17 protein-coding genes are annotated in these 24,082 nt (G+C 66.4%); 1 reads left to right on the top strand and 16 read right to left on the bottom strand.

The window, feature by feature from the left end; translation table 11 throughout:
* Window positions 1-127: 127 nt before the first annotated feature.
* Window positions 128-739, top strand: a complete 612-nt coding sequence (locus ACMGT0_RS16110; RefSeq protein ID WP_054061427.1) for a TetR/AcrR family transcriptional regulator — start codon at window positions 128-130, stop codon at window positions 737-739.
* On the opposite strand, the gene ACMGT0_RS16105 is transcribed toward ACMGT0_RS16110, so the two are convergent.
* From ACMGT0_RS16105 to ACMGT0_RS16030, 16 genes are all read right to left on the bottom strand, one after another.
* Complete coding sequence (locus tag ACMGT0_RS16105) at window positions 740-2,368, bottom strand: (2,3-dihydroxybenzoyl)adenylate synthase (protein ID WP_416768966.1); 1,629 nt, start codon at window positions 2,366-2,368, stop codon at window positions 740-742.
* Between the two features lie 33 nt (window positions 2,369-2,401).
* Complete coding sequence (locus tag ACMGT0_RS16100; protein ID WP_416768965.1) at window positions 2,402-3,820, bottom strand: isochorismate synthase; 1,419 nt, start codon at window positions 3,818-3,820, stop codon at window positions 2,402-2,404.
* Window positions 3,817-4,146 (bottom strand): isochorismate lyase, encoded by a 330-nt coding sequence (locus ACMGT0_RS16095; RefSeq protein ID WP_054061580.1) that lies wholly within the window; start codon window positions 4,144-4,146, stop codon window positions 3,817-3,819. The genes ACMGT0_RS16100 and ACMGT0_RS16095 overlap by 4 nt, the downstream gene beginning before the upstream one ends.
* Window positions 4,147-4,160: 14 nt before the next feature.
* Window positions 4,161-4,922 (bottom strand): thioesterase II family protein, encoded by a 762-nt coding sequence (locus ACMGT0_RS16090; RefSeq protein WP_416768964.1) that lies wholly within the window; start codon window positions 4,920-4,922, stop codon window positions 4,161-4,163.
* A gap of 14 nt (window positions 4,923-4,936) precedes the next feature.
* Window positions 4,937-10,273: an amino acid adenylation domain-containing protein gene (locus tag ACMGT0_RS16085; protein WP_416768963.1), complete on the bottom strand. Its 5,337-nt coding sequence runs from the start codon at window positions 10,271-10,273 to the stop codon at window positions 4,937-4,939.
* A gap of 47 nt (window positions 10,274-10,320) precedes the next feature.
* Complete coding sequence (locus ACMGT0_RS16080; RefSeq protein ID WP_054064569.1) at window positions 10,321-11,553, bottom strand: MFS transporter; 1,233 nt, start codon at window positions 11,551-11,553, stop codon at window positions 10,321-10,323.
* A gap of 11 nt (window positions 11,554-11,564) precedes the next feature.
* A complete protein-coding gene (locus ACMGT0_RS16075; protein ID WP_416768962.1) occupies window positions 11,565-13,739 on the bottom strand; it encodes a TonB-dependent receptor in 2,175 nt (724 codons plus the stop codon).
* A gap of 191 nt (window positions 13,740-13,930) precedes the next feature.
* Window positions 13,931-15,238, bottom strand: a complete 1,308-nt coding sequence (locus tag ACMGT0_RS16070; protein ID WP_416768961.1) for a chloride channel protein — start codon at window positions 15,236-15,238, stop codon at window positions 13,931-13,933.
* 183 nt (window positions 15,239-15,421) lie between these two features.
* Entirely contained in the window at window positions 15,422-15,652 is a 231-nt protein-coding gene (locus tag ACMGT0_RS16065) for a DUF1652 domain-containing protein (RefSeq protein WP_054056722.1), read from the bottom strand.
* 137 nt (window positions 15,653-15,789) lie between these two features.
* Window positions 15,790-17,277, bottom strand: a complete 1,488-nt coding sequence (locus ACMGT0_RS16060) for a PAS domain S-box protein (protein ID WP_416768960.1) — start codon at window positions 17,275-17,277, stop codon at window positions 15,790-15,792.
* Window positions 17,278-17,431: 154 nt separating this feature from the next.
* Window positions 17,432-18,157 (bottom strand): alpha/beta hydrolase, encoded by a 726-nt coding sequence (locus ACMGT0_RS16055; RefSeq protein ID WP_273822820.1) that lies wholly within the window; start codon window positions 18,155-18,157, stop codon window positions 17,432-17,434.
* 35 nt (window positions 18,158-18,192) lie between these two features.
* Window positions 18,193-19,104, bottom strand: coding sequence for a site-specific integrase (locus ACMGT0_RS16050; protein WP_054056754.1), 912 nt, complete (start codon window positions 19,102-19,104; stop codon window positions 18,193-18,195).
* Window positions 19,105-19,332: 228 nt separating this feature from the next.
* Window positions 19,333-20,316 (bottom strand): purine-nucleoside phosphorylase, encoded by a 984-nt coding sequence (locus ACMGT0_RS16045; protein WP_054064565.1) that lies wholly within the window; start codon window positions 20,314-20,316, stop codon window positions 19,333-19,335.
* Window positions 20,317-20,380: 64 nt separating this feature from the next.
* Complete coding sequence (locus ACMGT0_RS16040; RefSeq protein WP_054056753.1) at window positions 20,381-20,614, bottom strand: DUF465 domain-containing protein; 234 nt, start codon at window positions 20,612-20,614, stop codon at window positions 20,381-20,383.
* 81 nt (window positions 20,615-20,695) lie between these two features.
* On the bottom strand, window positions 20,696-22,843 hold the full coding sequence (locus ACMGT0_RS16035) for a hypothetical protein (RefSeq protein ID WP_416768959.1): 2,148 nt from the start codon (window positions 22,841-22,843) through the stop codon (window positions 20,696-20,698).
* Window positions 22,830-23,990 carry a DUF3142 domain-containing protein gene (locus ACMGT0_RS16030; RefSeq protein WP_152973104.1) on the bottom strand — a complete coding sequence of 387 codons (1,161 nt, stop codon included), beginning with the start codon at window positions 23,988-23,990 and terminating at the stop codon, window positions 22,830-22,832. Before ACMGT0_RS16030 ends, ACMGT0_RS16035 begins: the two co-directional genes overlap by 14 nt.
* Window positions 23,991-24,082 lie beyond the last annotated feature (92 nt).

Here is a 24,082-nt window from a genome sequence, read left to right as displayed (position 1 = left end):
GGAACCGATAGTTCACTGCCCTTGCCCTGCTCCACCGTGATTCAGCAACGGTATTTTCAAGGCGTTCAGCCGGTTGATCAGGCGGTCAGTCATGGCTAGACTCTGGCGGCCAGTCTGGAGACCGACAATGCCTGAACTACGCCCGCACTACTCGAGCCCCGATGCCCGCGACCTGATCCTGGATGCGGCGCTGAAGATATTTTCCGTCTCGGGTTTCGAGGGTGCATCAATTCGCCAGGTGGCCCTGGCCGCGCAGGTTTCGCCGCCGCTGATCCACCATCACTTCAAGGACAAGGAAACCCTCTGGGAACAGGTGGGCGAGCGGGTCACCGCCGATTTCCAGGTGTGGTTCAAGGACCTGTCGCTGACGGAAAACGCCATCGACGCCCAGACCATCCCGACCCTGGTCGGCGCCTACATGGATTACTGGAAATCCCACCCCAGCGCGCTGCGCTTCCAACTGTGGCGGATCATGGGCAAGCAGGACGAGGAACGCAAAAGACGCTCCGAACAGCTCAACAACCTGTTCGTGCCGATTTTCGCCAGGGCCCAGGAAGCCGGTTACGTGCGCAACGACATACCGCCCGGCCAGGCGATGATCACTGTCGGCGGGCTGATCCAGTACTGGCTGCACAGCCGGATCGAGGCCCAGGATGCCATCGCCGTGAGCGGCCACCCGGTGCCGGATGACCAGGCTTTCCTGGCCTATGCCCTGAGCCTGATCACCCGTCCCGCCTGATCAGCCGGTCAGGTACTGCTCACGCAGACGCTCGCGCAGCCCACGCTTGCTGATCTTGCCCACCGCGGTGGCCGGGAACACGTCAATGAAGCAGTACTGGTCCGGCTGCTTGAAGCTCGCCAGCCCCTGCTGCTGCAAGAAGTCACCGATTTCCCGCGATTCCATGGGCTGGCGCAGGATGATGAACGCGCAACTCTTTTCCCCCAGGTACTCGTCCGGCAGGCCGACCACCGCCGCATCATAGATCGACGGGTGGCTGATCAGCACACTCTCGACCTCGTCCACGGCGATCTTTTCGCCCCCCCGGTTGATCTGCTCCTTGTCGCGCCCGCAGAGACGCAGGTAGCCCTCGGCGTCACGCCGGGCCAGATCACCGGTGCGGTAGAAACCGTCGGTGCGGAAGGCGTGCCGGTTATGCTCGGGCGCACCGTAGTAGGCGCGCAGGGTGTACGGCCCACGCACGAGCAAATGGCCCTTCTCCCCCACCGGCAACTCCCGATCCTGGTCGTCGACGATCAGCACTTCGTCCGCCGGCGACAGCGGCCGGCCCTGGGTGGTGCAGACCCGATCGAGCGGATCGTCCAGGCGGGTGAAGCTCAGCAGCCCTTCGGCCATGCCGAACACCTGCTGCAGTCGGCAGCCGAGGGTCGGTTCGACGCGGCGCGCGACATCCTCGGCGAACGAGGCCCCGCCGACCTGCAGCACCTGCAGCGAGTCGAGTACCGGTGCCAGTTCCTGCGCGGCCTCCAGCCACAGCAGAACCAGGGTCGGAACCAGCGAAACATGGGTGACGCCATGGGCCTCGATCAGTTCGAAGCACTCGATCGGGCTCGGATCCCGGGCAATCACCACGCAGCCTCCGACACTGAGGGTGCCGATGAAGCCGGGACTGGCCATGGGGAAGTTGTGGGCCATGGGCAATACCGCCAACTGGCGCGAGTCACTGTCCAAGCCACTGACGTGGGCACTGGCATGGGCGTTGTACAGGTACTCGTTGTGCCGCCGTGGAATCAGCTTGGGGATGCCAGTGGTACCACCGGACAGCTGGAAGCAGGCGATATCGTCGGGGCTCGGCTGGGCGATGGTCGCCGCAGTGTCCTGCCCCGCCATCAGGTCGCGCCAGGACTCCTGCGGCTCGACCGCCACCACCAGGCGCAACGACGGCGAGCCGATACGGATGCGCTCGACCACCGCTTGCCTGGCGCTGTCATGGGGGTATTGCGGATGGAACCAGGCCACCGCATCGGTCAGGCCGACGAACTGGCCGATCTCCCGTTCGCCATGGGCCGGCAGGGCCATCACCGGGACCACGCCGAGGCGGAACAGGGCGAACACCAGTTCGACGACGGCCGCCTGGTTGTTCAGTTGCACGATCGCCACCTGGCCCGGCCGCAGGCCGCGGCTCCACAGTGCGGTGGCCAGGCGCTCGACACCTTCGTACAGTTGTCGATAACTGAGGCAGCGCTCGCCATCGACCAGCGCCGGGCGTTCCCCATGGCGCTCGGCCTGGGCCTTGAGCATCTGGCCCAGGCTCAGCTCCTGCCAGTACGGCAGACGACGGTACTCGCTGGCCAGGCCGGCGGGCGGCGCCACGCACTGCGCCCTCAGTTCACTCAGATTCTGATGCATGCTTGAAAATCCCTTTGGATGATTGGCTTCCTGTCAGGCCTGCAGCCGCGATGCCTCGACCAGGTTTTCACTCAGGCCCGGTGCCAGCGCATCGAGCATGGTCCGCAACTTGACGCAGGTTTCGCGGTATTCCAGTTCCGGCTCGGAGCCGGCCACCAGGCCGCAGCCGGCAAAGGCCCAGGCCTGCTCGCCGCGCACCAGTGCCGAACGCAGGGCCACGGCGAATTCGCCATCGCCCTCGCTGTCCAGCCAGCCGACCGGTGCAGCGTACCAACCGCGGTGAAGGCTCTCGTGCCGGCGAATCCAGCGGATCGCCGCCTGACGGTCCAGCCCGCCCACCGCCGGCGTCGGGTGCAGCGCCTCGACCACCGCGAGCAGCGGCACTTCGGACAGCAGACGGCCGTGGATCGGCGTCATCAGGTGCTGGATATGCTTGAGTCGATGAACCACCGGGACCTCAGGCACCTGCAACTCGGCGGTGAAGCGCCTCAGGTCACTGCGCAGGGTTTCCACCACCAGCGCATGCTCATGGCGATCCTTGGCGCTGGCCAACAGACGGTCATGGTTGGCCCGATCACTTTGCGCGCAGGTGCCACGGGGAATGCTCCCGGCCAGCGCGGTGGTCCGCAGTTGCCCGGCCTGTTGCAGTACCAGGCGTTCCGGCGTGGCGCCGAGGAAGCAGCTGTCCCCACGGCGGAAGGCGAACAGATAGGCTCCGGGGTTGCCCTGCGCCAGGGCCTGCAGGATGCGTGGCAGGCTGAAAGGAGTGTCCGCCTGGATCCTGACCTCGCGCGCCAGCACCACCTTGTGCAACTGGCGGCTTTCGATATCGGCCAGGGCCCGCTTCACCCGGGCTTTCCATTCCTCCGCCGGCAGGCTTTCGCGAACCCGCGGATTGCGTCCCGGCTGCAAGGTCGTCACCGGCCTGCCCTGCTCCGTCTCCCACCAGTAATAGAGGTCGTCCAGCAGCTCCTGGCACAACGCCTGGCAGTCGGTCTGTTCGTCGATCTGGCTGGCCAGCAACAGATGCTCGCCCTGGCGGCTCAGCCGGGGCAGGACGAAAGCGGCCTCGGTAAATGCCCGCCATTGTTCCGAGCAGGGATTTTCCCGGTCGAAGGTGCGGCCGCCGAACAGCCGTGGCCGCTGTGGTCCGACGATGACCGCCTCGGCCATCCAGCGTTGCCAGGCCTGTTGCAGCTCGACCAGCGACTGGTCCTGCTGCAGCCCCAGTTCCAGGGCACGGCCGACGCCCACCATCGCCGGGCCCGATTCGGCGAACTGCCAGAGTACGGCCTGAGTGAAGCCCCAGGCGGCGGCAAAGGCCCGCAGGCCGTCACAGGCCGGCCAGGGGCAACTGAAACAGGCCAGGACCGGCCGTTGTTGGTCGGTGGCGCGTTGCCGGGCCTGCTCCAGGCAGTCGAGCAAGGCCGTGCGATCGATAAAGGGACTCATGCTTGCACCCGTTCAGGATAAGTGGCGCGCCAGTGCAGGATCTGCTGCTGGATGTTCCAGTGGATGATCTGCTCGTAGAGTTTTTCGATGAAACCGACCTCGAGGCCGGCCGCCTCCGCCCACTGGCGGCGCTCGGCAAGCATCGCCGCCACCCGCTCCGGCGCGGGGATGCTCTGCTCGCTCGGCTTGAATCGGGCGGCGGCCTTCACGTAGCGCAGCCTTTGTTGCAGGGTTTCGAGGATCTGATGATCGAGCGCATCGATACCGTCGCGAATGTCATTCAGGTCCAGGCAGGCTTCAGGTGTCTTGAGGTTCACAGTCGGCATGGCATTGATCTCGGTTAACGGAGGTGGACGTTGCGGGAAGCGGTACGGACCGCCAGGTTGGCAGGCGCGAGCGGCCCTACGCTGCCGGCGAACTCGGCCACCTGCTGCAGCAGGTGAAAGTGCCCGCCCGGTTGCAGATGCAGCTGGTCGATGGCCGCCCAGTCGCGCCACCGCTCCAGGTCGGCCAGCGGCACATGCTCGTCATCACGCCCGTGAAACAGGCTGACGGCACAGTCCAGGGGCTTCGTCGGCTGGGCGCGATGGGCTTCGGCCAGGGCAAAGTCGGCACGCAGCATCGGCAGGAACAACGCCCGCGCCTCGGCATCACGCAGCAGTTGCGGGGCGATGCCTCCCAGTTCCAGCAGGGCCGTGGCGAACGCCTCATCCGAGTGCCCGGCCAGGCAGCGATGCGGCGTCAGGTGCGGCGCGCGGACCGACGACAACAGCAGCCGCGCCGGCGGCCGCCCCTGCTCGCAGAGCCGGGCCGCCAGCGCATGGGCAACGAAGCCGCCCATGCTGTGCCCCAGCAGTACCAGTTGCTGGTTGCGCGGCAGCGCCGCCAGGGCCTCTTCGGCCAGTTCGGCGATCGAGCCCGGCAACGGCTCGAACATCCGCCGTCCACGCCCGGGATAGAGCATGGCCGAGACTTGCACAGCGGTTCCCAGGTGTTCGGCCAGGGACCGGTAGGTCGCCGGCTGACCGCCGGCGTGGGGGAAGATGAACAGGTGCACGGGGCTGGGCGACTGACCGCCCAGCGCTTCGAAAGTCAGCTTCATGAGCGTTCTCCAGGTCAGTCGCGGGTCAGGCCAAGCAAGGTTTCGGCAATGACCGCCAGCGACTCCTGATCACTCAACAGCTCCCAGTGCAGCGTCCACAGCGTCTGTGGCGCCGGCGCCTGCTCCAGCAGGTCCTGCCAGTCGTGCAACGGCTCGGACCAGCATTCGGCACTCGCCGCGCTTTGCAGGACGCGCACCGGCGCCGCCAACCGTGGCGTCGGGTAGCCCGCCAGCCCGGCATGCAGGTTGCGACAACGCTGCAGCAGCGCCTGGAATGCATCGGGTTCCAGGCCACGGGGGATTCTCCCGGCCTGCCGCGCCTGTAGGTACAGATCGCCGGCGGGCACCGGCGGCAAGCCGAAGAAACGCGCTGGCTGCAGCACGCCATCCTGTTCGAAGCAGCGGGTGGAGAGCGGATCGAGCAGCATCAGCCCGGCCACCGGTTGGCCGCGGCGTTCCATCTCGCCGGCCAGCGCCGTGGCCAGTTTCGCCGCCACCGACCAGCCCAGCAGCAGGACCGGTCCGGGCAATGCCTTGAGGGTCTCGATAAAGCCGTGCAGTGCCGCAGGCAGCTCGCTGCCGCAGCGCCCCTGGGGATCGCGCAGGCCCACCAGGCTCAGTTGCCCGTCCAGGCGGACGGCCAACTGCCGATAGCTCTCGCACTCGCCATCAGCGGTCGGCAGGCAGACCACATTGACCCCACCCACCGGGCGATTGAGCATCACCAGTGGCTGTTCGGCCTTGGGCTGCCCCAGCCAGGCGACGAAATCCTGCAGGCGCGGATGCTGGAACAGGTCGCGCAAATGCACCTCGCACGCCAACTGCTGGCGCAGCAAGGCCATCAGCCGCGTGGCCAGCAGGCTGTCGCCGCCCAGGGCGAAGAAATCGCTGCGTCGGCCGACCTTGTCGCGCTTGAGCAACTGCGCCCACAGCGCCGCGACCTGGGTTTCCAGCCCCGGATGGGCCGGCTCGTAGTCATCGCTGCCGACCTTGTCGCCCAGCTTCAGGGCCGGCAGGCGGCCGCGATCGACCTTGCCGTTGCCGCTCAACGGCAAGCGCTGCAGGGTGACCCAATGCGCCGGCAGCATGTACTCCGGCAGGTGCCCCGCCAGGTGCCGCCGCAGGCGCTCGGCATCGAGACGGACCGCCGGCTCCAGGTTCTGTGCCAGCAGCACATGCTGGGCAATCACCGCCGCCTCGCTGCCGGGCTCGGGGAACACCTGCTGCCGGGCGAAACCGCTGCCACGCAGTTCGGCCTCCCATTGCGGCAACGACAGGAACGGCAGGTTGTTCTCCACCCGCCAGTCGTCATAGTCGCTCATGCCTTCGATGAAACCGATGCTGACCATCTGCAGGCGACAGTTCTGCGTCGCCTCGATCACCAGCAACTGGCCGCCGGGGCGCAGGATCTGGCGCAGCGAGGCCAGGGTGTTGGCCAGGTTGCGCGCGTCGTGCAGCACGTTGACCGCCACCACCAGGTCCTGGGACCCCAGGCGTACGCCTTGCGGCTCGGGCTCGTCGTTGATGTCGAAGTGGCCGTAGTCGATGAAGTCCCAGCGGGCGAAGCGCTGGCGGGCGCGCTCCAGGAAGAAATCCGAGAGGTCGGTGAAGCGATAGCGCACATCGTGCCCCTCAAGGGCGGCAAACAGCGATTCGCTGGTACCGCCGGTACCGGCACCGACCTCGAGGACGTTCAGGGTGCCCTGGCGGTTGGCGGCCAGGTGCCCCACCAGTTGCGCCGCCACCCGGTTGAGGAAGGCATTGACCGGGTTGAACCGGTAGATGCCTTCGGCGACCCGGGTCGAGCCCTCGGGGAAGTAGATTTCCAACGGGTCGAGGGTGCCGCGGAACAGCGCCAGGTGGCCGTCGATGCTGCGGCGGATATAGGCCAGCACCTGTTCGGCATGGTCACCGAGCATGCCGATATCGCTCAGGGCCTGCCAGGCCGCCTCGAAGGCCTCGGCACCCAAGCCGCGGCGGGCGGTATAGCTATCACCGTCGCCCGCCTGCAGGAAACCGTCGTCGGCCAGGGTCTGCAGCCATTGCCCCACCAGCTTGGCATAACGCGGCAAGGCCTGCAGGCGCTGCATGACCTGCGCCTTGTCGTGGGTCATGCCCTCTTCGGTGAACAGGCCGGCCTCAGCCAGGGTCTTGGCCATGCCGAGGGCGGCCAGGCGTTCGATATCACGCCAGAAGGCATTGAAGCTTGGCAGGTCCAGATCGACCAGGGCCTGCTGCACCTCGTCCCGGCCGGCCTCGACAGTGGCCTGCCAGCGCTCCTCGACGTCCGCCGGCGGCTCCTGCCGGCAGCCGACCGGGTTGAGCGGGTCGTGCCGTTGCGCCGGGTCCAGGGTGACGTAAGCCACCAACTGACGGCTGCCGGCGCTGTCTTCCTGGACGTCCACCGCCGTACCCCGGATGCCGGGCTGGCGCGCCAGCACCGATTCGATCTCGCCCAGTTCGATCCGATGGCCCTTGATCTTGACCTGGAAGTCCTTGCGACCGAGGAATTCCAGGCGGGCGCCTGCGGTATAGCGCGCCAGGTCGCCGGTGCGATAGAAGCGTGCACCGCTCTGCGGGTCGAGGCTGAACTGCGCAGCGGTACGCTCGGGATTGTTCCAGTAGCCCAGGGCCACACCGATACCACCGATGTACAGGTCGCCCTTGACCCCTTCCGGGCAATCGCGTCCCTGGCTGTCGAGCACCCGGTAATACTGGTTGGTCAGCGGGTAACCATAGGGAATCGAAGCCCAGCACGGGTCCACCTGCCCGACCTCGAACCAGTTCGACCAGATCGACGCCTCGGTGGCGCCCCCCAGGGCCACCAGGGTCAACTGCGGACCACAGGCCCTGGCCCGGGCCGGCAGGTCCAGCGGCACCCAGTCGCCGGACAACATCGCCAGGCGCAGGCTCTGCGGCAGACGGGCGCCCTGCCCCTGCAGTTCGGTCAGCAGCATGTCGAACAGCGCCGGCACCGAGTTCCACACGCTCACGTCGTGGCGTTGCAGGCTGGCCAGCCAGTGCCGCGGCTCGCGCAGGCTGTCGGCCGCCGGCAACACCAGCGCCGCGCCGGCCGCCAGGGCCCCGAAAATGTCGTAGACCGACAGGTCGAAACTCAGCGACGACAGGCCGAAGATCCGGTCGCGGGCATCCACCTGCCAACGGCGGTTGATGTCCAGCACGGTATTCAGTGCGCCGCGGTGGTCGATCATCACGCCCTTGGGCTGACCGGTCGAGCCCGAGGTGTAGATGATGTAGGCCAGCTCTTCATTGCGGCCCGTCCCCACTTCCGGCGACAGGCCTTGGGCGGCGCGGGTCGCAAGGTCCACGGCCAGGGTGGCGAACGGCCAGTCCCGTTCGGCACCGCCGCGCTCCACCAGCACCGCCCGAGCGGCGCAATCCTGGTGGATCAGACGCAGGCGTTCCAGCGGCCCATCGGCCGCCACCGGCACGTAGACCCCGCCGGCCAGTAGCACCGCGAGGGTCGCGGCGATCTGCACCGGGCCCTTCTCCAGGCAGACCATGACCCGGTCACCCGGCACCACGCCAGCCTCGACCAGGTGGCTGGCGATGTGCGCGGCCACTTCGAACAATTCGGCGTGACTCAGGCACACCGAGTCGCTGAGCAGCGCCGGCGCCTGCGGGGTTTCCTCGACCCAGCGCAGCCAGGGCTGATAGAGCACGTCTTCGGGCAACTCGCCGGCCGTGGCGTTGACCTGCTCGCGCTCCTGCTGCTGGCGCGGCGGCAATGGCAACGGCAGCGACTGCTGCCAGTCCTGGGTGCAGAGCCATTCGATGGCCTGGCGATAACAGCCGAACATCTCATTCAGCAGCCCGGCGGGAAACAGCTCGTCGACCGCGTCCCAGTTGAGCATCAGGCCGTCGGCCAGCGGATAGGTCTGGTGATCGAGCCAGACCTGCGGCGTCTGCGACACCGACCAGCCGAGATCGCCCAGTTCCTGGCGGAACAACGGTGCCGGCATCGGCTTGTCCAGGTTGCAGGCGAACACCACCGGGGCGCTGCGGCGGGTTTCGTGGGCCATTTCCCGCAGCACTTCTAGGCCCGACCAGGCATTGTGCTGCAGGTCGTCATGCAACTGGCGCTGCAGGCGCCGGGTCTGCTCGACGAAACTCAGCGGCTGGCTGACATCCACTTCCAGCAGGGTCAGGTTGGTGAAATCGGCGATCATGTGCGCGACGTCCGGCGCCTGTTCCTGGCGGTCGAACAACGGCAGGTTGAGCACGAAGTGCCCGTCGCTGCTCCAGCGCCCCAGGACCTGGGCAAAGGCACTGGCCAGCACGCTGGCTACGGTCAAGCCGGCGTCGCGGGCGCGCGTTTGCAAAGCGGCCAGGGAGGCCAGGTCGAGGGTGAAGGCTCGTCGCGAAAAACGGGTGCGGGTCAGTTGTTCCGGCTGACGGGCCAGGGGCAGCGCCGGGCCGCCGGGCAGATCGGCGATGCGCTGGCGCCAGTAGTCCTGGGAGGCCGCCAGGCTCGCTGCGCGCTGTTGCGTCTGGGTCGCCAGGTAGTCGGCGAAACCGGTGCTCAGGGCTGGCAATTCGCCGCCGCGGCCGACATAGAACATCGCCAGGTCGTGCAGGAAAATTTCGAAGCTCAGCACGTCGGCGACCAGCAGGTCGAGGTTCAGGTGAATACGGCTGCGCCCTTCGCCCAGCAGGCTGAGCTGCACATCGCAAACCTCACCCTCCTCGACCCGCAGTCGCCGATGCGACAGACGCTCGCGCAAGGCCAGCAGGCCGGCTTCGGCCTGCGCCGGGGCGGCGTCCCGCCAGTCGTGGCGTTGCAACGCGGCCCACGGGCTGCGTGGCAAAATCTGCTGCTCACCGCTGGGCAGGAAACGCGCCCGCAGCATCGGGTGACGCTGCAGCAGCTGGAACATGGCCTGTTCCAGCCTTGGGGCATCGACCGCCTGGCCATCGAACTCGGCATACAGGTGACAGCCGACACCGCCGAGGTGCTGGTCATCCTGGCGACCGATCCAGTAGGCCTGTTGAATCGGTGTCAGGGCAAAGGCGGCGTCCGGTTCGCTCTTCGCCACCGGCGCCAGTTGCGCCCGTGGCTTGCCCGGCCGGGCTTGGGCGGCCCAGTCCTGCAAGGTGGGGGCTTCCAGCAGGCGGGCCAGGCTCGGCAGCTTGATGCCCCTGGCGGCCATGCGGGTCTGCAGGCGCATCAGCTTGATCGACTCCAGGCCGTATTCGATCAGTGAGCGGTGCGGGTCCAGTTCCCGCGGGTCTAGGTCGAGCAGACTGGCGACTTCCTGGCGCAGTGGCTCGAGTAGAGAGGTCGCGCCGCTGGCGTCGACCGGGTCAAGTTCTCGTTTGGCATATGTCACTTAGAAACCTCCTGTTATCAAGTCAGTCAAGTGCCGTTCAATCACGTTCAGTTGCCGTCGGGTTGCTCCCGTAGGGTTCGACTCAGCAGGCTCACGGCCAGCGGCAACGCCAGCAGGCCAAGCCCGTAGAAAACCGGCCAGCCCAGTCGGGTCAGGCCTTGCATGAGGGTCATCAGCACGATCAGGGCGATCAGCCGGCTGATGCCATAGAGCGCCGCATAGTCGGTGGCGGCCTGGCGGCTGTTGGCCCAGCCGAGGATCACCGCGCAGATCACCACGTACAGGCCGCTGACGCCGAGGTTGATGGTGATGGCGCCGAGCATCGCCAGCGCCTGCCGGCCCTGCCAGGCGCCCAGCAGGAGCAGCATCACCGCCAGCAGGCCGAGCACGCAGAACACCGCCAGGCTGGTGCGCAGCCCGAGCCGGCGCAGGGTCCAGGGCGCCAGCACGGCGGCGAACAGGCCACATAGCGGCGACAAAAGCCCGACCACCGAGCCGACGGTTTCCAGGGGGACACCCAGGTCGATGAGCATCACCCGATTGAGGCTGAACAGGCTGATCAGCACGCTGGAAACCACGGACAGCAACAGCAGGCGCCGGCGCATCATCGGCTGGGCCAGGGCCCGGAACAGGCTGGCGGAAGGCTCGGCCGCATGCCGCTGGCCGACCGCCGGGCGCCAACCGAGGATCGGCAAGGTGGTCAGCGCCAGCAAACCGGCCACGGCGAGAAAGATCGCCTGCCAGCCGAGACGCTCGAACAGCATCACGAACACCCCGCCGCCGGTCATGGCGCCGATGCTCAGCGCGCCGACCTTCATCGCGCCGGCCAGGGCCCGGCTATGGGCCGGGGTGGTTTCGGTGACCAGTGCATCGAGGGCCAGGTCCATGGTCGCGGCGGCAAAGGCCACCAGCAGCCCCAGGGCCAGCAGCGCCACCGCAGGCCACTGCTGGCCGAGGCCGATGCTCACCACGGCGATGATCGCCACGGCCTGCATGGCCAGGATCCAGCCAACCCGATGTTCGCACCAGGGCCAGCGCCAGCGGTCGACCCACGGTGCCCAGAGGAACGTCATGCCGAACGGCAGCAGCAACAGGAACAGCCAGCCCATGCGCCCCAGTTCCAGGCCCTGGGCTCGCAGCAACGGCGGCAGGCCGCCCTGGACCAGGCCGAACAGGATGCCGAAGGCCAGGTACAACAGGCCGATGCGCGGCAGCAGGCGCCAGTAGTTCCGGTGCCCCTCGGAACGGACGACGGCGAGCGTGGAGAGGTCTTCAGACATTCGCGGCGCCCTCAGAAGTTCGCCGTCAGGCCGACGCCGACGACCCGGCCGCTGCCGATCTTCACCGCCTGGACCGAGGCGCTGTAGTAGGCCCCCATGGCCTCGTAGCGCCGGTCGAACAGGTTGTTGCCGAACAGGTAGACGCCATAGTCCTTGTTCTGCCAGCCCAGGCGGGCGTTGGTCAGGTCGTAGGAGCCGAGATTGAAGGTATTGGCGACGTCCGCCGCGCGCTTGTCGAGGTAGTGGTATTCGACATGGCCGTAGAACTCGCCGCTGATCGGCACGCCCCACTGCTCGGCCGGCACCCGGTAGTCGAGCCCCAGGTTGGCGGAGTACTCCGGTACGTTGGGCACCTGGTTGCCGTCACGGGCACCGCGGGTCAGCGCGGTGACCGTGGCGTCGACATTCTTCAGCTCGGCATGGGTGTAGCCCACGCCGGCGTTCACGCTCAGGCGCTCGGTCAACTTGAGCCGGGATTCCAGCTCGGCGCCGACCGAGTCGTAGTCGACGGTCACCGGCTGGTAGTTGACGCCGTTGTAGACATAGAGATGGCCGTCCTTGACGTCGTTGTAGAACACCGCGCCATTGAGGGCGATCCGGTCATCCCACCAAAGGCTCTTGAAGCCCAGCTCGTAGCTCCAAATCTTCGACGCATCGAAAGACTGCTCGTCACGACCGAACGGGGTATTGGAAGAGTTCCACGGATAGTCGGCACCGACCACGCCGCGCCCTACGCTGACGTAGGTCATCAGGCTGTCGGACCAGTCGTAGCTGAGGCTGCCGCGCCCGGTGAGGAAATTGTCCGACATCGAGGCGTTCTGGTGGTACTGGCTGACAGTGCCCAGGTCACCGCCGCTGTAGCGATAGGTCGCGTCCTTGCTTTCGTGGGTGCCACGCAGGCCGAGGGTCGCCTTCAGGCGCTCGGCCAGGGGCACCGTCGCCTCGCCGAACAGCGAGTAGCTGTCGGTGCTGAAATCGTTCTTCTGCTGGCCGCTGAACACCGCAAAGCGCGGCTGGGTAAAGGCTTCGCCGTCGGTATGGGCGGTGAACTGCGAGTGCCAGAGGTTGATCCCGGTGACCCACTGCACGTAGCTGTCTTCCAGGGACGCGAGGCGAAACTCCTGCATGTAGGCGATATCACGCAAGGTACCGCGATAACGGTCGGTATCGCCGTCGAACGCCGCTGTCGGGCTGCCGGTCAGCGCCGAGTAGAGCACGCTGTCGATCATGTCCATGCGCTGGTCGAAGGTCGAATACTGGACGCTCGACAGCGAGGTCAGTTGCGCCCAGCCCAGGTCGTGGGTGACCCGTAGGTTGACCGCCGAACTCTCCCGGCTGAAATCGTTGCGCGGGTTCAGCCCGCTGTCCGGCGTTCGCCCGCTGCGCAGAATGAAGCGCGGCGCATCGTCGTCATTGCGGTTGTAGGAGAACGTCAGCAGCGCCTGGGTGTCGTCGTTGGGCAGGAACAGCAGCGAACCGCGCATCGCGCTGATCTGCGAGGCACCGTCCTTGCCGCCGGCGGCGCGGTTGGAGATGTCGCCGCCCTGCTCGCTGTAGCGCAAGGCCAGGCGCCCGGCGACGTTGTCGCCCAGGGCCTCGTTGCTGATCAGTTCGCCCAGGGCGTAGCCCCGGCTGCCCCCTTCCACCCGCACCGAGCCTTCATGTTCGAATGACGGCCGATTGGGTACCACATTGATCGCCCCGCCCTGGGTGTTGCGCCCGTACAGGGTGCCTTGCGGGCCCCGCAACACCTCGACCCGCTCGATGTCCAGCAGCGCCGGCGGTACCCCGTAGGCGGAAACCGGCACTTCGTCGACGTTGAACACGATGGAGGTGTCGTCGGCCGACAACGGAGAAAACGAGCCGACCCCACGGATATTGCCGGAGTTGCTGTACTGGCCACCGGATTCCATGTAGTTGAAGTTGGGCACCTGACGCGCCAGGTCGGCGTTGCTCGACGCCGGGGCAATGTTCTGCCGGGCCTGTTCCGGGGTGATCACGTTCATGCTGACCGGGACCTGCAGTTCGGTTTCCTCACGCTTGCGGGCGGTAACCGTAATGTTCTGCAACTCGAGGGTGGGCCCACCGCCCTCCTCGGCAATCGCCGAAGACACGCTCAGCCCCGGGCTCAACATGGCGCCATAGACCAGGCCCAGCGCTGCCCTACCCTTAAACGATTGCCACATTGACCCGTCCTCTCCCTGAACCGCTGAGCATGCTTTTTAAGAATGAGATGCAATAATATTTATTGACTGAACGAATAGTCAATACGCTGAACATGTAAATAATAACGCCCACGGATGACACGGATGCAACACCGTGCGCGAAACATCTGAAGGAAAATGAGGGGAGAATCAGTGGAGACGGGGGAGATGGTTCAGCGCTTCGCCTCGGCCAGGCTGGCGCACAGCCGGCTTACGCACACCGAACCGACCACCGCGAGAATGATCGGCACCAGGAAGTCATGGTCGATGCGGGTGAACTCGACCACCAGGACAATGGCGGTGAGCGGCATGCTCATGGAGGACGCGAGGAACGCCGCGGCGCCGACGATGGCAAAGGCACCCAGCGGAACGCCCGGCCAGGCCAGGCTCCACAGCCCGCCGAGAATGATCGCCAGCAACGCGCCGATGGCCAGCCCCGGCGTCAGCAGGCCGCCTTCGGCACCGGCACGCAGGCTGCTGCTGGTGATCAACACCTTGACCACCAGCAGCAACGCCGCCAGGCCGATCGTCAGCTCGCTGTCGAAGCCCAGTTGCGCGGGCCCCTTGCCGTTGCCGAGGATCTGCGGCAGGTAGACGGCAATACAACCGATCAGGGTAAAGTTGAGCAACGACAACAGCGGCAGTTGCCAACCCCGCGCCGCGTGGGTCCGTGCCTGCCCAGTGAGGCGCACGAAACCATGGGCGGCCAGCCCGAACAGCGGGCCGGCGAGCAACGCCCAGGCCAGCAGACCGGGACTCAACGGCAAGGCCGGCACCACGTACTGCACCTCGGCACCCAGGCCGATCCAGGCGACACAGGCGCCGATCGCCGAAGTCGCCAAAGCCATGATCGCCGCCGGCCAACTGAAGCTGCCGACCAGCACTTCCAGCACGAAGATGGCCCCGCCCAGCGGCACGTTGTACACCGCCGCCAATCCAGCGCCCGCGCCACAGGCGATCATCAGCCGCCGGGTTTCGGGCGACAGGCCGGCCTTGTGCGACAGCCAGGTGCCCACCAGGGCACCGACCTCGCGGGGCGCGACTTCGCGGCCCAGGGGGGAACCCAGGGCGACGGTGACGATCTGCAGCAAGGCATGGGCCAGGGTGGTTTTGCCCGGCATGTCGGCGGCACCCGGCGCCACGGCTTTCTTGACGCTCACCAATGGCCGGCCGAAACGATAGAGCAGCCACCAGCCCAGGCCGGCGACCAGGCCACAGAGGGCGAGCACCAGCACCCGGCGCTCGGGCGAGGCACTGCTGACGCCGACCAGGAAGCTTTCGTGACTGCTCAGGCTGTCCTGGCCGTAGCCATAGGCGAGGTGCTGGATGGCGTGCAACAACATCGCCAGCAGCATGCCACCCAGGCCGGCACCGATGCCGGTGAGGATCACCACGCAGCCGAGGATCAGTCGTTGCCGCATGCCTGAACGGGTCTGTGGGCGTACGCCCTGCTGCTGTAGTCCCTGTTGCGCCAAAGCCATTGCAATCCCCGCACCGTCCAATACACCCGCAGGTCAGTATGTAGCGTGGGGACGGGCCTGCAAATCCTCGGATGGGATCGAGTCAGGCAGGGTTCAGGAAAGCCTGGCAGGCGTTGCTGCAAACGGACAAACAGGGCTGACAGCACCCCGTTTCTCTCCATGGGGCCACGCCTGATGCATGCCCTAGCTCTGCGCACGTCGCAATGCATTGAAGGCCAGCTCATCCTGCAATTCCTTGAGCAGGCGCACGGCATCCTCCCGCTGGCGCAAACCACCCAGGGCAATCCCCGCGACCATCAGGTCGACACGCCCGCTCTCGCGGTCATAGACCCGCACGCTCAACGAAGCATCGCCCAGCACACAGTCACAGGCCAGCGGCGCAAAGCCCTGTTCGAGCAGCGCTCGTAGATCCATTAAAGAAAACACCGGCGATATCCTTGAGCAGGTTGGCTGCGAGCCGGGCAACAGGCCCGACCGCCATGCCTCCATGCTGGGACGCCAGGCCGGCGCAGGAAACCCGAATATGAACTAATGGCACTGGTGCATTTGCACTAGCAGTCCTGGGAACGGGTGCCGAACAGGCCACGCTCACGGGCCCAGACAATCGCCTCACTGCGGCTGTGCACGTCGAGCTTGGAGTACACCGTCGCCACGTGATTGCGCACGGTATTGGGCGCCAGCTTCAGCCGCGCGGCGATTTCCTTGTCGGCCAGGCCTTCGCAGATCAGCTCCAGCACATCGCGTTCACGCGGCGTCAGGTCGGCGAAGGACAGGCCCGGCAGCTTGCGGGCGTTGACGTTCTTCACCGTCGCCAGCTTCTCGATCAGTTTCTGGCTGAACCAGGACGTGTCCTGCATCGCCGCCTCGATCGCCGCCACCAGTTCCAGCTCGGAGCGCTTGCGTTCGGTGATATTCATCAGCACCAGCAGGTAACAGTGTTCGTCCTGAATCTGCACACTGTCAGCGGACAACGCACAGTCGATCAGTTCGCCGTCCTTGCGCCGGATGCGCAGGTCCAGGCTCTCCAGGCGACCGGCCTTGGCCAGGGCGGCGAACACCTGTTCGCAGATTTTGCCGTCCTCGAACAGGCCGACCTCGTCGAGCCGCATGCCCAGCAACTCCTGCGCCTGGTAGCCAGTGGTACCGAGCAGCGCCTCGTTGACGTCCAGCAGTTGGCGACTGGCAACGCCACAGAGCAGGGTCGGCGCCGGCGCCAAACGAAAGGCCTTGGCGAAACGCTCCTCACTCTGGCGCAAGGCGGTTTCGGCACGGCGGCGCGGTTCCAGGTCCATGAAGGTGAACAGCATGCAGTCCTGCTCGTTGATGTCCAGCGGCTGGCCGGCCACGATCACCAGCTTGCTGCCGCCTTCGGCCAGCTTCAGCTCGGCCTGCATCTGCGGAATGGTCGCCCCCTCCCCCAACCGCTGGATCGCCAGCTCGCGGCGCTCGGCGTCCTCCAGTACATCGAGCTCGTAGACCGAGCGACCGATCACCTGGTCGCGGCTGTAGCCGGTCATTTCGAGGAAGCCCTGGTTGACCTTGATGTAGCGCAGGTCGCTGAGCCGGCAGATCACTGCCGGTGCCGGGTTGGCACCAAAGGCCTTCTCGAAGCGCTGCTCGGCACTGGCGAGCTCCGTGGCGTCGCTGATGATCAGCACCAGGGATTCCGGTTCACCGGCGCGGTCGGTGAGGATCATGCTGCGGATATGGTGCACCCGGGTACGCTCCGGGTCGGCCTGGGCGGTGACCTCGACCACCAGGTCGCTGAAGGTTTCGCCATTGGCGACCCGGGCGATCGGGTAGCTGTCGGCACTCAGGGGGTGGTGATTGCGGTAACGCAGGGTAAAGCGCTCACGATACTGCTCGGCATTCGCCCCCAGTTCGCCGACCTCGCTGACACCATGCATGGCCAGGGCAGCTTCGTTGGCCCAGAGAATGCCCTGGTCGACTTCGATCAGGATCACTCCGTCGGACAGGCCGGCGATGATCTGTTGCAGTTGGCGGCGGTTGGTTTCGGTGGCGAGGACATCTTGGCTCATTGTTTCTCCCGAGGTGTCTGATGGCGCAAGGGCCGGCGTTCAAGCCGACCGTTGCAACATCTGACCCCCGCGAGGTGCGCAAGTGCCTGAAAAATGGAGGCCATACGCAGAACCCCACTACCTGTAGGAGCCGGGCTTGTCGGCAAGATCGGTGTCAGGGCTTGAGCGACGCGGCGATCCAGTTCGCCAGGTCGATGACCTCGGTGGCGCTGATGGTATGTACCACACCGGGGTATGAATGAAACTGCGGCTCGATGGACAGGCTCTTGAGGTACGTCAGCGCATCGGTCGCTCCGGCGTAGGGAACCTGCGGATCCGCCGTCCCATGCCCGATGAACACGCTCAGGTTGCGGTAGTTCGCCGGCGTCCTGGCCTGGGTGCGCACCACCGGCAACAGCCGTCCGCTCAGCGCCGCGATGCCGTGCAGCACCTCGGGATGCCGCAGCGCCACCTCGTAGGTCATCATCGCGCCCTGGCTGAAGCCGACCAGAAAGACCTTCTCCGGCCGGGTGTGATACTTCTCGGTGACCCGCTGGACGAAGTCGGTCAGCGCCTCGGCGCTCAGCTTCAGGTCATCGCTGTTGCCATCGTACTGCGCCGCATCGGTACGCTTGTGGAACCACTGGTAGCCACCCGAACTCAGTTCCAGCCGGCCGCGCACCGACAACACGGTGTAGTTGTCCGGCAGGCTCTCGCGGATGCCGAACAGGTCGTCCTCGTTGCTGCCATAGCCATGGAGGAAGATCACCAGCGGCTGGTCGCGGGTATCGGGCTCGGCCTGTTCCAGGTAGGTCAGTGGCATGTCGGCCAGCAGCTCGGGTTCGGCTGCCTGGGCCAGGGAACAGGTCAGCAGCAGTGCGAGGGCCAGGGGTTTGAACATGGTCGATCCTTTCGGGTAAGCGGGCGATAAGGTGTTCAGAGCAGGAAACGATCGGTGACATTGCGCCGCTCGTTGTCGTCGCGCATGTCGTAGCCGGCCGTGGTGGCGATATTGGCGTGGTGCGCCAGCTTCTGGGCAATCGACACATCGTACTCTTCGATCACCCGGGTGATAAAGGAACGCCGGAAGTCATGGGGCATGATCTCGACACCCACCTGCCGGCCGCGTTGCTTGGCGATGTAGTAGATCGCGTGCTTGGTCAGCCGTTCGCGGGTGATGTGGTGGCCGCGACGAATCCGGTTGAACAGGAAGCTGTCGTCGGCCACACCCGCGGGCAGTTGCTCGCGACGAAAACGCAACCAGGCGTCGAGCTTGTCGAAGGCCCAGGCCGGGGCGAACTTGATCAGTTCACGGTTGCCCTTGCCGATCACCCGCAGGCTGCGCTCGGCGGCGTTGACCTGGTGCAGTTCGATATCCACCGATTCGGACTTGCGCATGCCGGTGCCGTAGAGGATCGCGATGATGGCGGCATCGCGCAGGCCCTGGGGCCGCGGGTCGGCGGCGCAGACGTCCATCAGGTCACGGATCAGCGTGCGGCGCAGGTTTCGCCCGGGGCTCAGACGCGAGCCGCCGGCGGCCTTGACCGCGCGGATTTTCATCAGTTGCTCGGGGGTGATCAGGTCCTGTTGCCAGGCCTGGTTCATCACGCCGCGGATGGCATTGACGTAGAGCGACGAGGTATTGGGCGCGAAGCCGTCTGCCCGCAGGGCGGCCACCAGCGCGGTGAGATGGGCCGGCTGCAGCTGGTGCCAGGCGATCTCGTCGATCGGCGTGTCCTCCAGACCCAGGCGATCGGCGGCATCCTGCAGCACGTAGCGCATGGTCTGGCGGCTGGAGGGCGCCAGGCGGGCCAGGTACAGCGTGACCGGCGCAAGCGTCCGGGCCAGAGCGGTGGGTGCGGTGATCGGCGGTGGAGAAGACAAGACCTGCACTCGAACGGGGGTGAGGTCGCCACTATACCGCGACTGGATGGTTATACAGTAGCGGATGCTGATTGGGGTGAAGTGATGGGTCGACCGGCCCTTTCGCGGGCTCCTGCTGATACACAAAGCCGAGGCGACGGTGGCAGCGGGCTCGCCCGCGAAAGGGCCGGCACAGGCGCGCCAGAAACCGGCTCAGGACTCGGGAACGCCCTGCTCCCATTCGGACCAATGGCCGACGATCTCCTGCACCAGGGTGCTACCCACCCGGTAGAGGTTCTCCAGCGCCGGGGCGAAGCCACCCTGCTGGGCATAGTCGAGCAGGTTGTCGGCATCGCTGTAGCCCGGATACGGCCGGTCGAAGTTCGAGCCGGCGCGCAGCACCGCCAGGCGCCCGATGTCCAGCAGGCCGGCCCTGGCCGCCCGCGACAGCGCTTCATAGGTGGAGTTGTCTTCCTGCTGGGTGGTGCAGTAGACCCCCTCGCCGTCGGTCAGCAACCGGGTCCACACCTCTGCCCGCTCGCCCAGGCGCGTACCGGAAAACCAGGTACAACTCGAAGCGGTATCGCCACAGATCACCTGCGGCGGCTGGTTGGCCGGCGCATGGGGATACTTCGTCCGCCAGAGCGCCGACTCGGCGCTTTCGCTCAGGACGACATGGCGGGTCAAGGCATACGCCTTGGCCTGCAACCGCGCATTGAGCTCGAAGACTTCGGTGCGATAGTCCAGCGGCGGCTTTTCGTCCGGCCCGCGGGTGTTGATACCGATGTAGCCGCTCGGCCAGTGCGGCGGCGCATCCCGCGAGTCGAGCCCCCACTGGGTACCGAAGTCCACCAGGTAGCGGGCCCAGGCCGCAGTACCGAGAGTGCCCCGGTGCGGGTTGATGCCGGCAATGCCGACGATCAGGAAATAGGTCTGGCGCAGGTCGAAACGGTTCGACAGGGCCAGCGCCAGGGTCGAGGCCGTCGCATTGGTCTGGCCCATGCCGGTCACCAGCAGGCAGACGCCCTGGTCGTTGCAGAGAATGTTCGGGTAGTCGGCACTCAATCCCGGCAGCGGGATTTCCTGGTTGAACGCCAGGCGCTCGATCCAGCTTTGCGCTTCGGGCGCGAACATGCTGATCAGCACGACTTTCGGCGTGATCGGCAGCTCGGCAGTGGATGACATTGTCGAGGACATGAAAACTCCATTCAGGGGGCTGCGGGCTCCGGTGCCCGCAGCGCGGCTCAAGCGGCTCGCCGAATCAGTGCGGCAGTTCGAGCTGGCGGACGATCCGGTCCTTGACCAGCAGCCGTTTTTCCTTGAGCTTCCTCACGTCGTCATCCTCTGCCAGCGCCGCCTCGGCTGCCAGCACCTGCTTGTCGATCTCGTCGTACTCGTCGAGCAGGTGGTTGAGCTTGCTGTCCTGGGCCCTGCGCTCCGTGACCTGCTCCCGGGTCAAATGCAAATCTGCGAACAAGTCGTGCTTAACTGGCATATCGTCACCTCGTAAATCTTGAAACCGATGGCTGTTCAGGGAGTTACCGCCTATCAATAGCATGCCCGGGCGCCGATTGCCTCACTGCTTTGCCTTGCGACGGCGAATCCACAGCCAGCCAAGACCACCCAGCAACGCCGCCGCACCCGCCAGCACCAGCCCCTTGTAGGGGCGCAACGCCGAACGCATGGCGTTGAGCGGTTGGGTCAGGTAGCGCCGATTGGCCTGGTCGAACCGCGGCTCCTGGCACTGCTGGCCGAAATTCCCGGCCCAGCTGACATAGGGACCCTGTTCGACATAACGCTGGTACAGCGAGATTTCCTGATCGCTACCGGCAACCCAGCCGGCGGCCTTGCACAGTACCGCGGCAAACGCCTGGCTGCTGTGGGGCAACTGGTCGGCCGCCCGGCTGGCCAGGTCGGCAGCCACATAACGATAGTGATAACGCTGGTTGGGCGTGGCCTGCGCACCCTGCTGGCGCTTGACTTCCGCCTCCTCCAGGAACGGCCCCGCCTGCACTTCGACGGTGCCCAGGCTGTAGCTGCCTCCCAGCCAGCGGTAGTCCGGCGACATTTCATAGCCGAGGATTTCCATTCCCGACTGGCGCGCCAGCTTCGCCGCGGCATACAGCGCCTCGGCACGGCCGGTGGCGGTCCAGCGCGAGGCGCCGTCCTTGCGGTCCTGGCCATAGGCCTGGGCGGCGGCCTGCAGTTCAGGGCTGTCGAAGTACGCCGGGGCCTCATCGTAACGGCCCTCGCGCAACAGCCGGCGCCCGAGCAATTCGCGCAACTGCGCCGCCACCGGGCGGCGTACGTAGTTATCCTTGTCCTGCTGGGTGGCCGGCGGCGGCGCCGTCACATGGGCATCGACATAACCTTTCAGCTCATCGAGGGTCAGCACCCGCTCGGCCACGGTCGCCGCGTCCGGCCAATAGATGTCCTGGCTGCGATAGAGCTGGTCGAACGCCTGCAGGTAATCGCCACGGTCCAGGGCCAGGATCGCGCTTTCGCCTTCGACCCGGCAGCCGGGCTGGACCGTTTCGTAGGCCCAGTCCGGCGTGCGTCGCGAGCCCCAGACCTCGTCCTTGGGGAACGCTGCCGCGGCCTTGGCATAGGCCGCCGCAGCCTGGACCTTGTCGCCGTCACGCAGGGCCAGCTTGGCCCGCAGCCACCAGGCCAGGCCGCCATCACCGGCATGTTCGAGATAGCCCTTGGCGGCGGCGAAATTCCCCTTCTGGTAACTCAGCGCCGCCAGCCGGTCGGCGTTCTCCAGGCTGTCGCCGACACTGGCGAGCAGCAGTTGGGTCAGGCGTTGCTCCTGTTCCGGCTGTTCGTCGAAGAACCAGCCAACACGGCTCAACAGGTAGGCGGTGAACAGCTTCTGCACCGTCGGATGGGTCAATTGTTCCTTCAACGGCTCATCGGGCAGCGCCACCAGTTCGGCGGCGACCAGCCTGAGCGAGGCGTAGCCACTGGCCGAGCCCAGGCGGCTCTGGCTGGCATACAGCTGGATCGCATCCTCCCAGTTGCCCTTGAGCTTGGCCAGGCGGGCCTCCTCGCCCAGGCTGGCGATTCCCAGTTCCAGCGGATCGCTGAAGTCGCCGGCACTGAACTCGCGCGCCTGCTGAAAGGCCAGCCGTGCCTGGGCCTGCAAGGCCGCCGGCGTCTGTTGCGGATCGTCGCCGGCCTCGGCGCTCAGCGCCACCAGCGCCCGTCCCAGGGAATAGGCTGCCCAGGTGCTGCGCAGCTTGCGCTGTTCGGCGGGCAGCGCCAGCACCTTGCGGAAATACTCCGCCGCCAGGGCCTGGCTGCCAGCGTCAAAGGCTACCGCACCGGCAATATACAGGCGCAACTCATCGGGCAGATCGGCCCCCTGGGCCTCCACCTGCTGCGGATCCTGCAGGGTGCGCAACTGGGCGACCCTGGCCCGCAGATTTTCCGGCAGTTCGCTGGCCTCGACCTTGTCGCGCTGCTCGCGGTAGGCGTTGGTATTGTCATCGCTGTACCAGTACATCCTCAGGGTCGCCTCGGTGGCGGGCTTGAGGCCGGCGATCACCTGGCCGAGACGGTTCACTTCGAAGGCAAAGTTGGTTTCCGGCAGGTCGGCCAGTGTCTGCGCCCGGTCGTCCAGCAATCGCAGCGGAAAGTCCGGGCCGCAGGCCAGTGCCGAACCGAGCGGCAGGCTGAGGGACAGGCACAACAGGTGCCGGGGCCAGTTACGGGTAAACATGCCACGCTCCTTGATCGATACGGATACAGCGCGCCCAACCCAGGGCACGCCGGCCGCCAGCGGCGATACGGACGCTGGACTGGCGGCTGAAGACGAGATGTTGCGGTGATGCCTGCAAGCTGTAGCCATTGAGCCCATCGGCGCCATCGCAGTGTTCGGCGCTCAGTTCCACCCGTTCGGGCAGCGGCTGGTCGAGGTTGCCGACGTTGGCGAGGCTGATGTCATAGAGTCCGTCCTTGAACGACAGTTCGACCTGCCACCGGGCGGACAACGCATCGCCCCGGGCCACCGCAGCCAGGGTGGTCAGGCTCCAGGCCCGGCGGTCGCCCGGCAAGGGCAGGCGGAACCAGATCAGCCCGGCCAGGTGCGCCGGTGGTTTGTCCCGCAGTTGCCGGCTCAGTTGCGCCAGTTGCTGCGGATCGGCCAGCAGCTCACGGCGCTCGCCGCCACGGTTCAACGGTGCTTCACCCTCCACCAGCGGCGCACCGCCGCTGTCCGGCAGCAGCGCCACCCCATAGGCCGGCAAGGCGAGATAGAACGGCTTTTCGCTGATGCGGCTCCAGCGTTCGGCCCATTGGCGGGCCTGAACCGGGTCGAACAGGCCCAGCCGTGGATGGCTCACGGCGTGAACCTGCAACACGCTGCTGTCCACGACCTGCAACAACCCGGGCAGTTGCGGGCTGTCGAGCCAGGCGGGCAAGGCGGTGATACTCAGTTTCAAGCCGGAGGGCAATTGCCCGCGCAATTTCAGCAGGAAGTCGGTATAGCCCGACAAGCGGGCACTGGCGCTGTCATGGTCGATTTCCAGCCCGGTCAGCTTGACGCCCGCGGCCTGCCAGTCGGTCAGCATCTGCCCGATCTGCACGCGCGCCCCCTCCAGGTCCAGTGCCGGCAGTTGACCGTCCAGGCGCACCACCGCGATCAGTGGCCGGCCATCCGCCTCGAGCCGCGGCAGATCGACCAGCGCCCGGCTCCACCCTGCACCGGGCTGTGCCTGCAACGCCAGCACCCGCAGGGTCGAGAAATCCGCCCGGCTCTCGGCCAGGGCCTGCTCATGGGCGGGCCGCCACTGGCGCTGCCAGACATACAGTTGCTGGTCGAGGGGCGTTGCCGGGTCGGGCTGGCAGCCGGCAAGCAGCCCCAGCATCAGGCATGAACACAAGCGGCGAAGAAATGTGGCGGGCATACAATCCTTTGTCGGGCGCATGCGAGCGCCGTTTCGAGGGACGATATTACCTC

The sequence above is a fragment of the Pseudomonas sp. RHF3.3-3 genome, assembly GCF_048069595.1.
GTDB lineage: Bacteria > Pseudomonadota > Gammaproteobacteria > Pseudomonadales > Pseudomonadaceae > Aquipseudomonas > Aquipseudomonas fuscovaginae_B.
The sequence above is the reverse complement of the archived record's forward strand: the minus strand, read 5'-3'. Positions and strand labels throughout refer to the sequence as shown.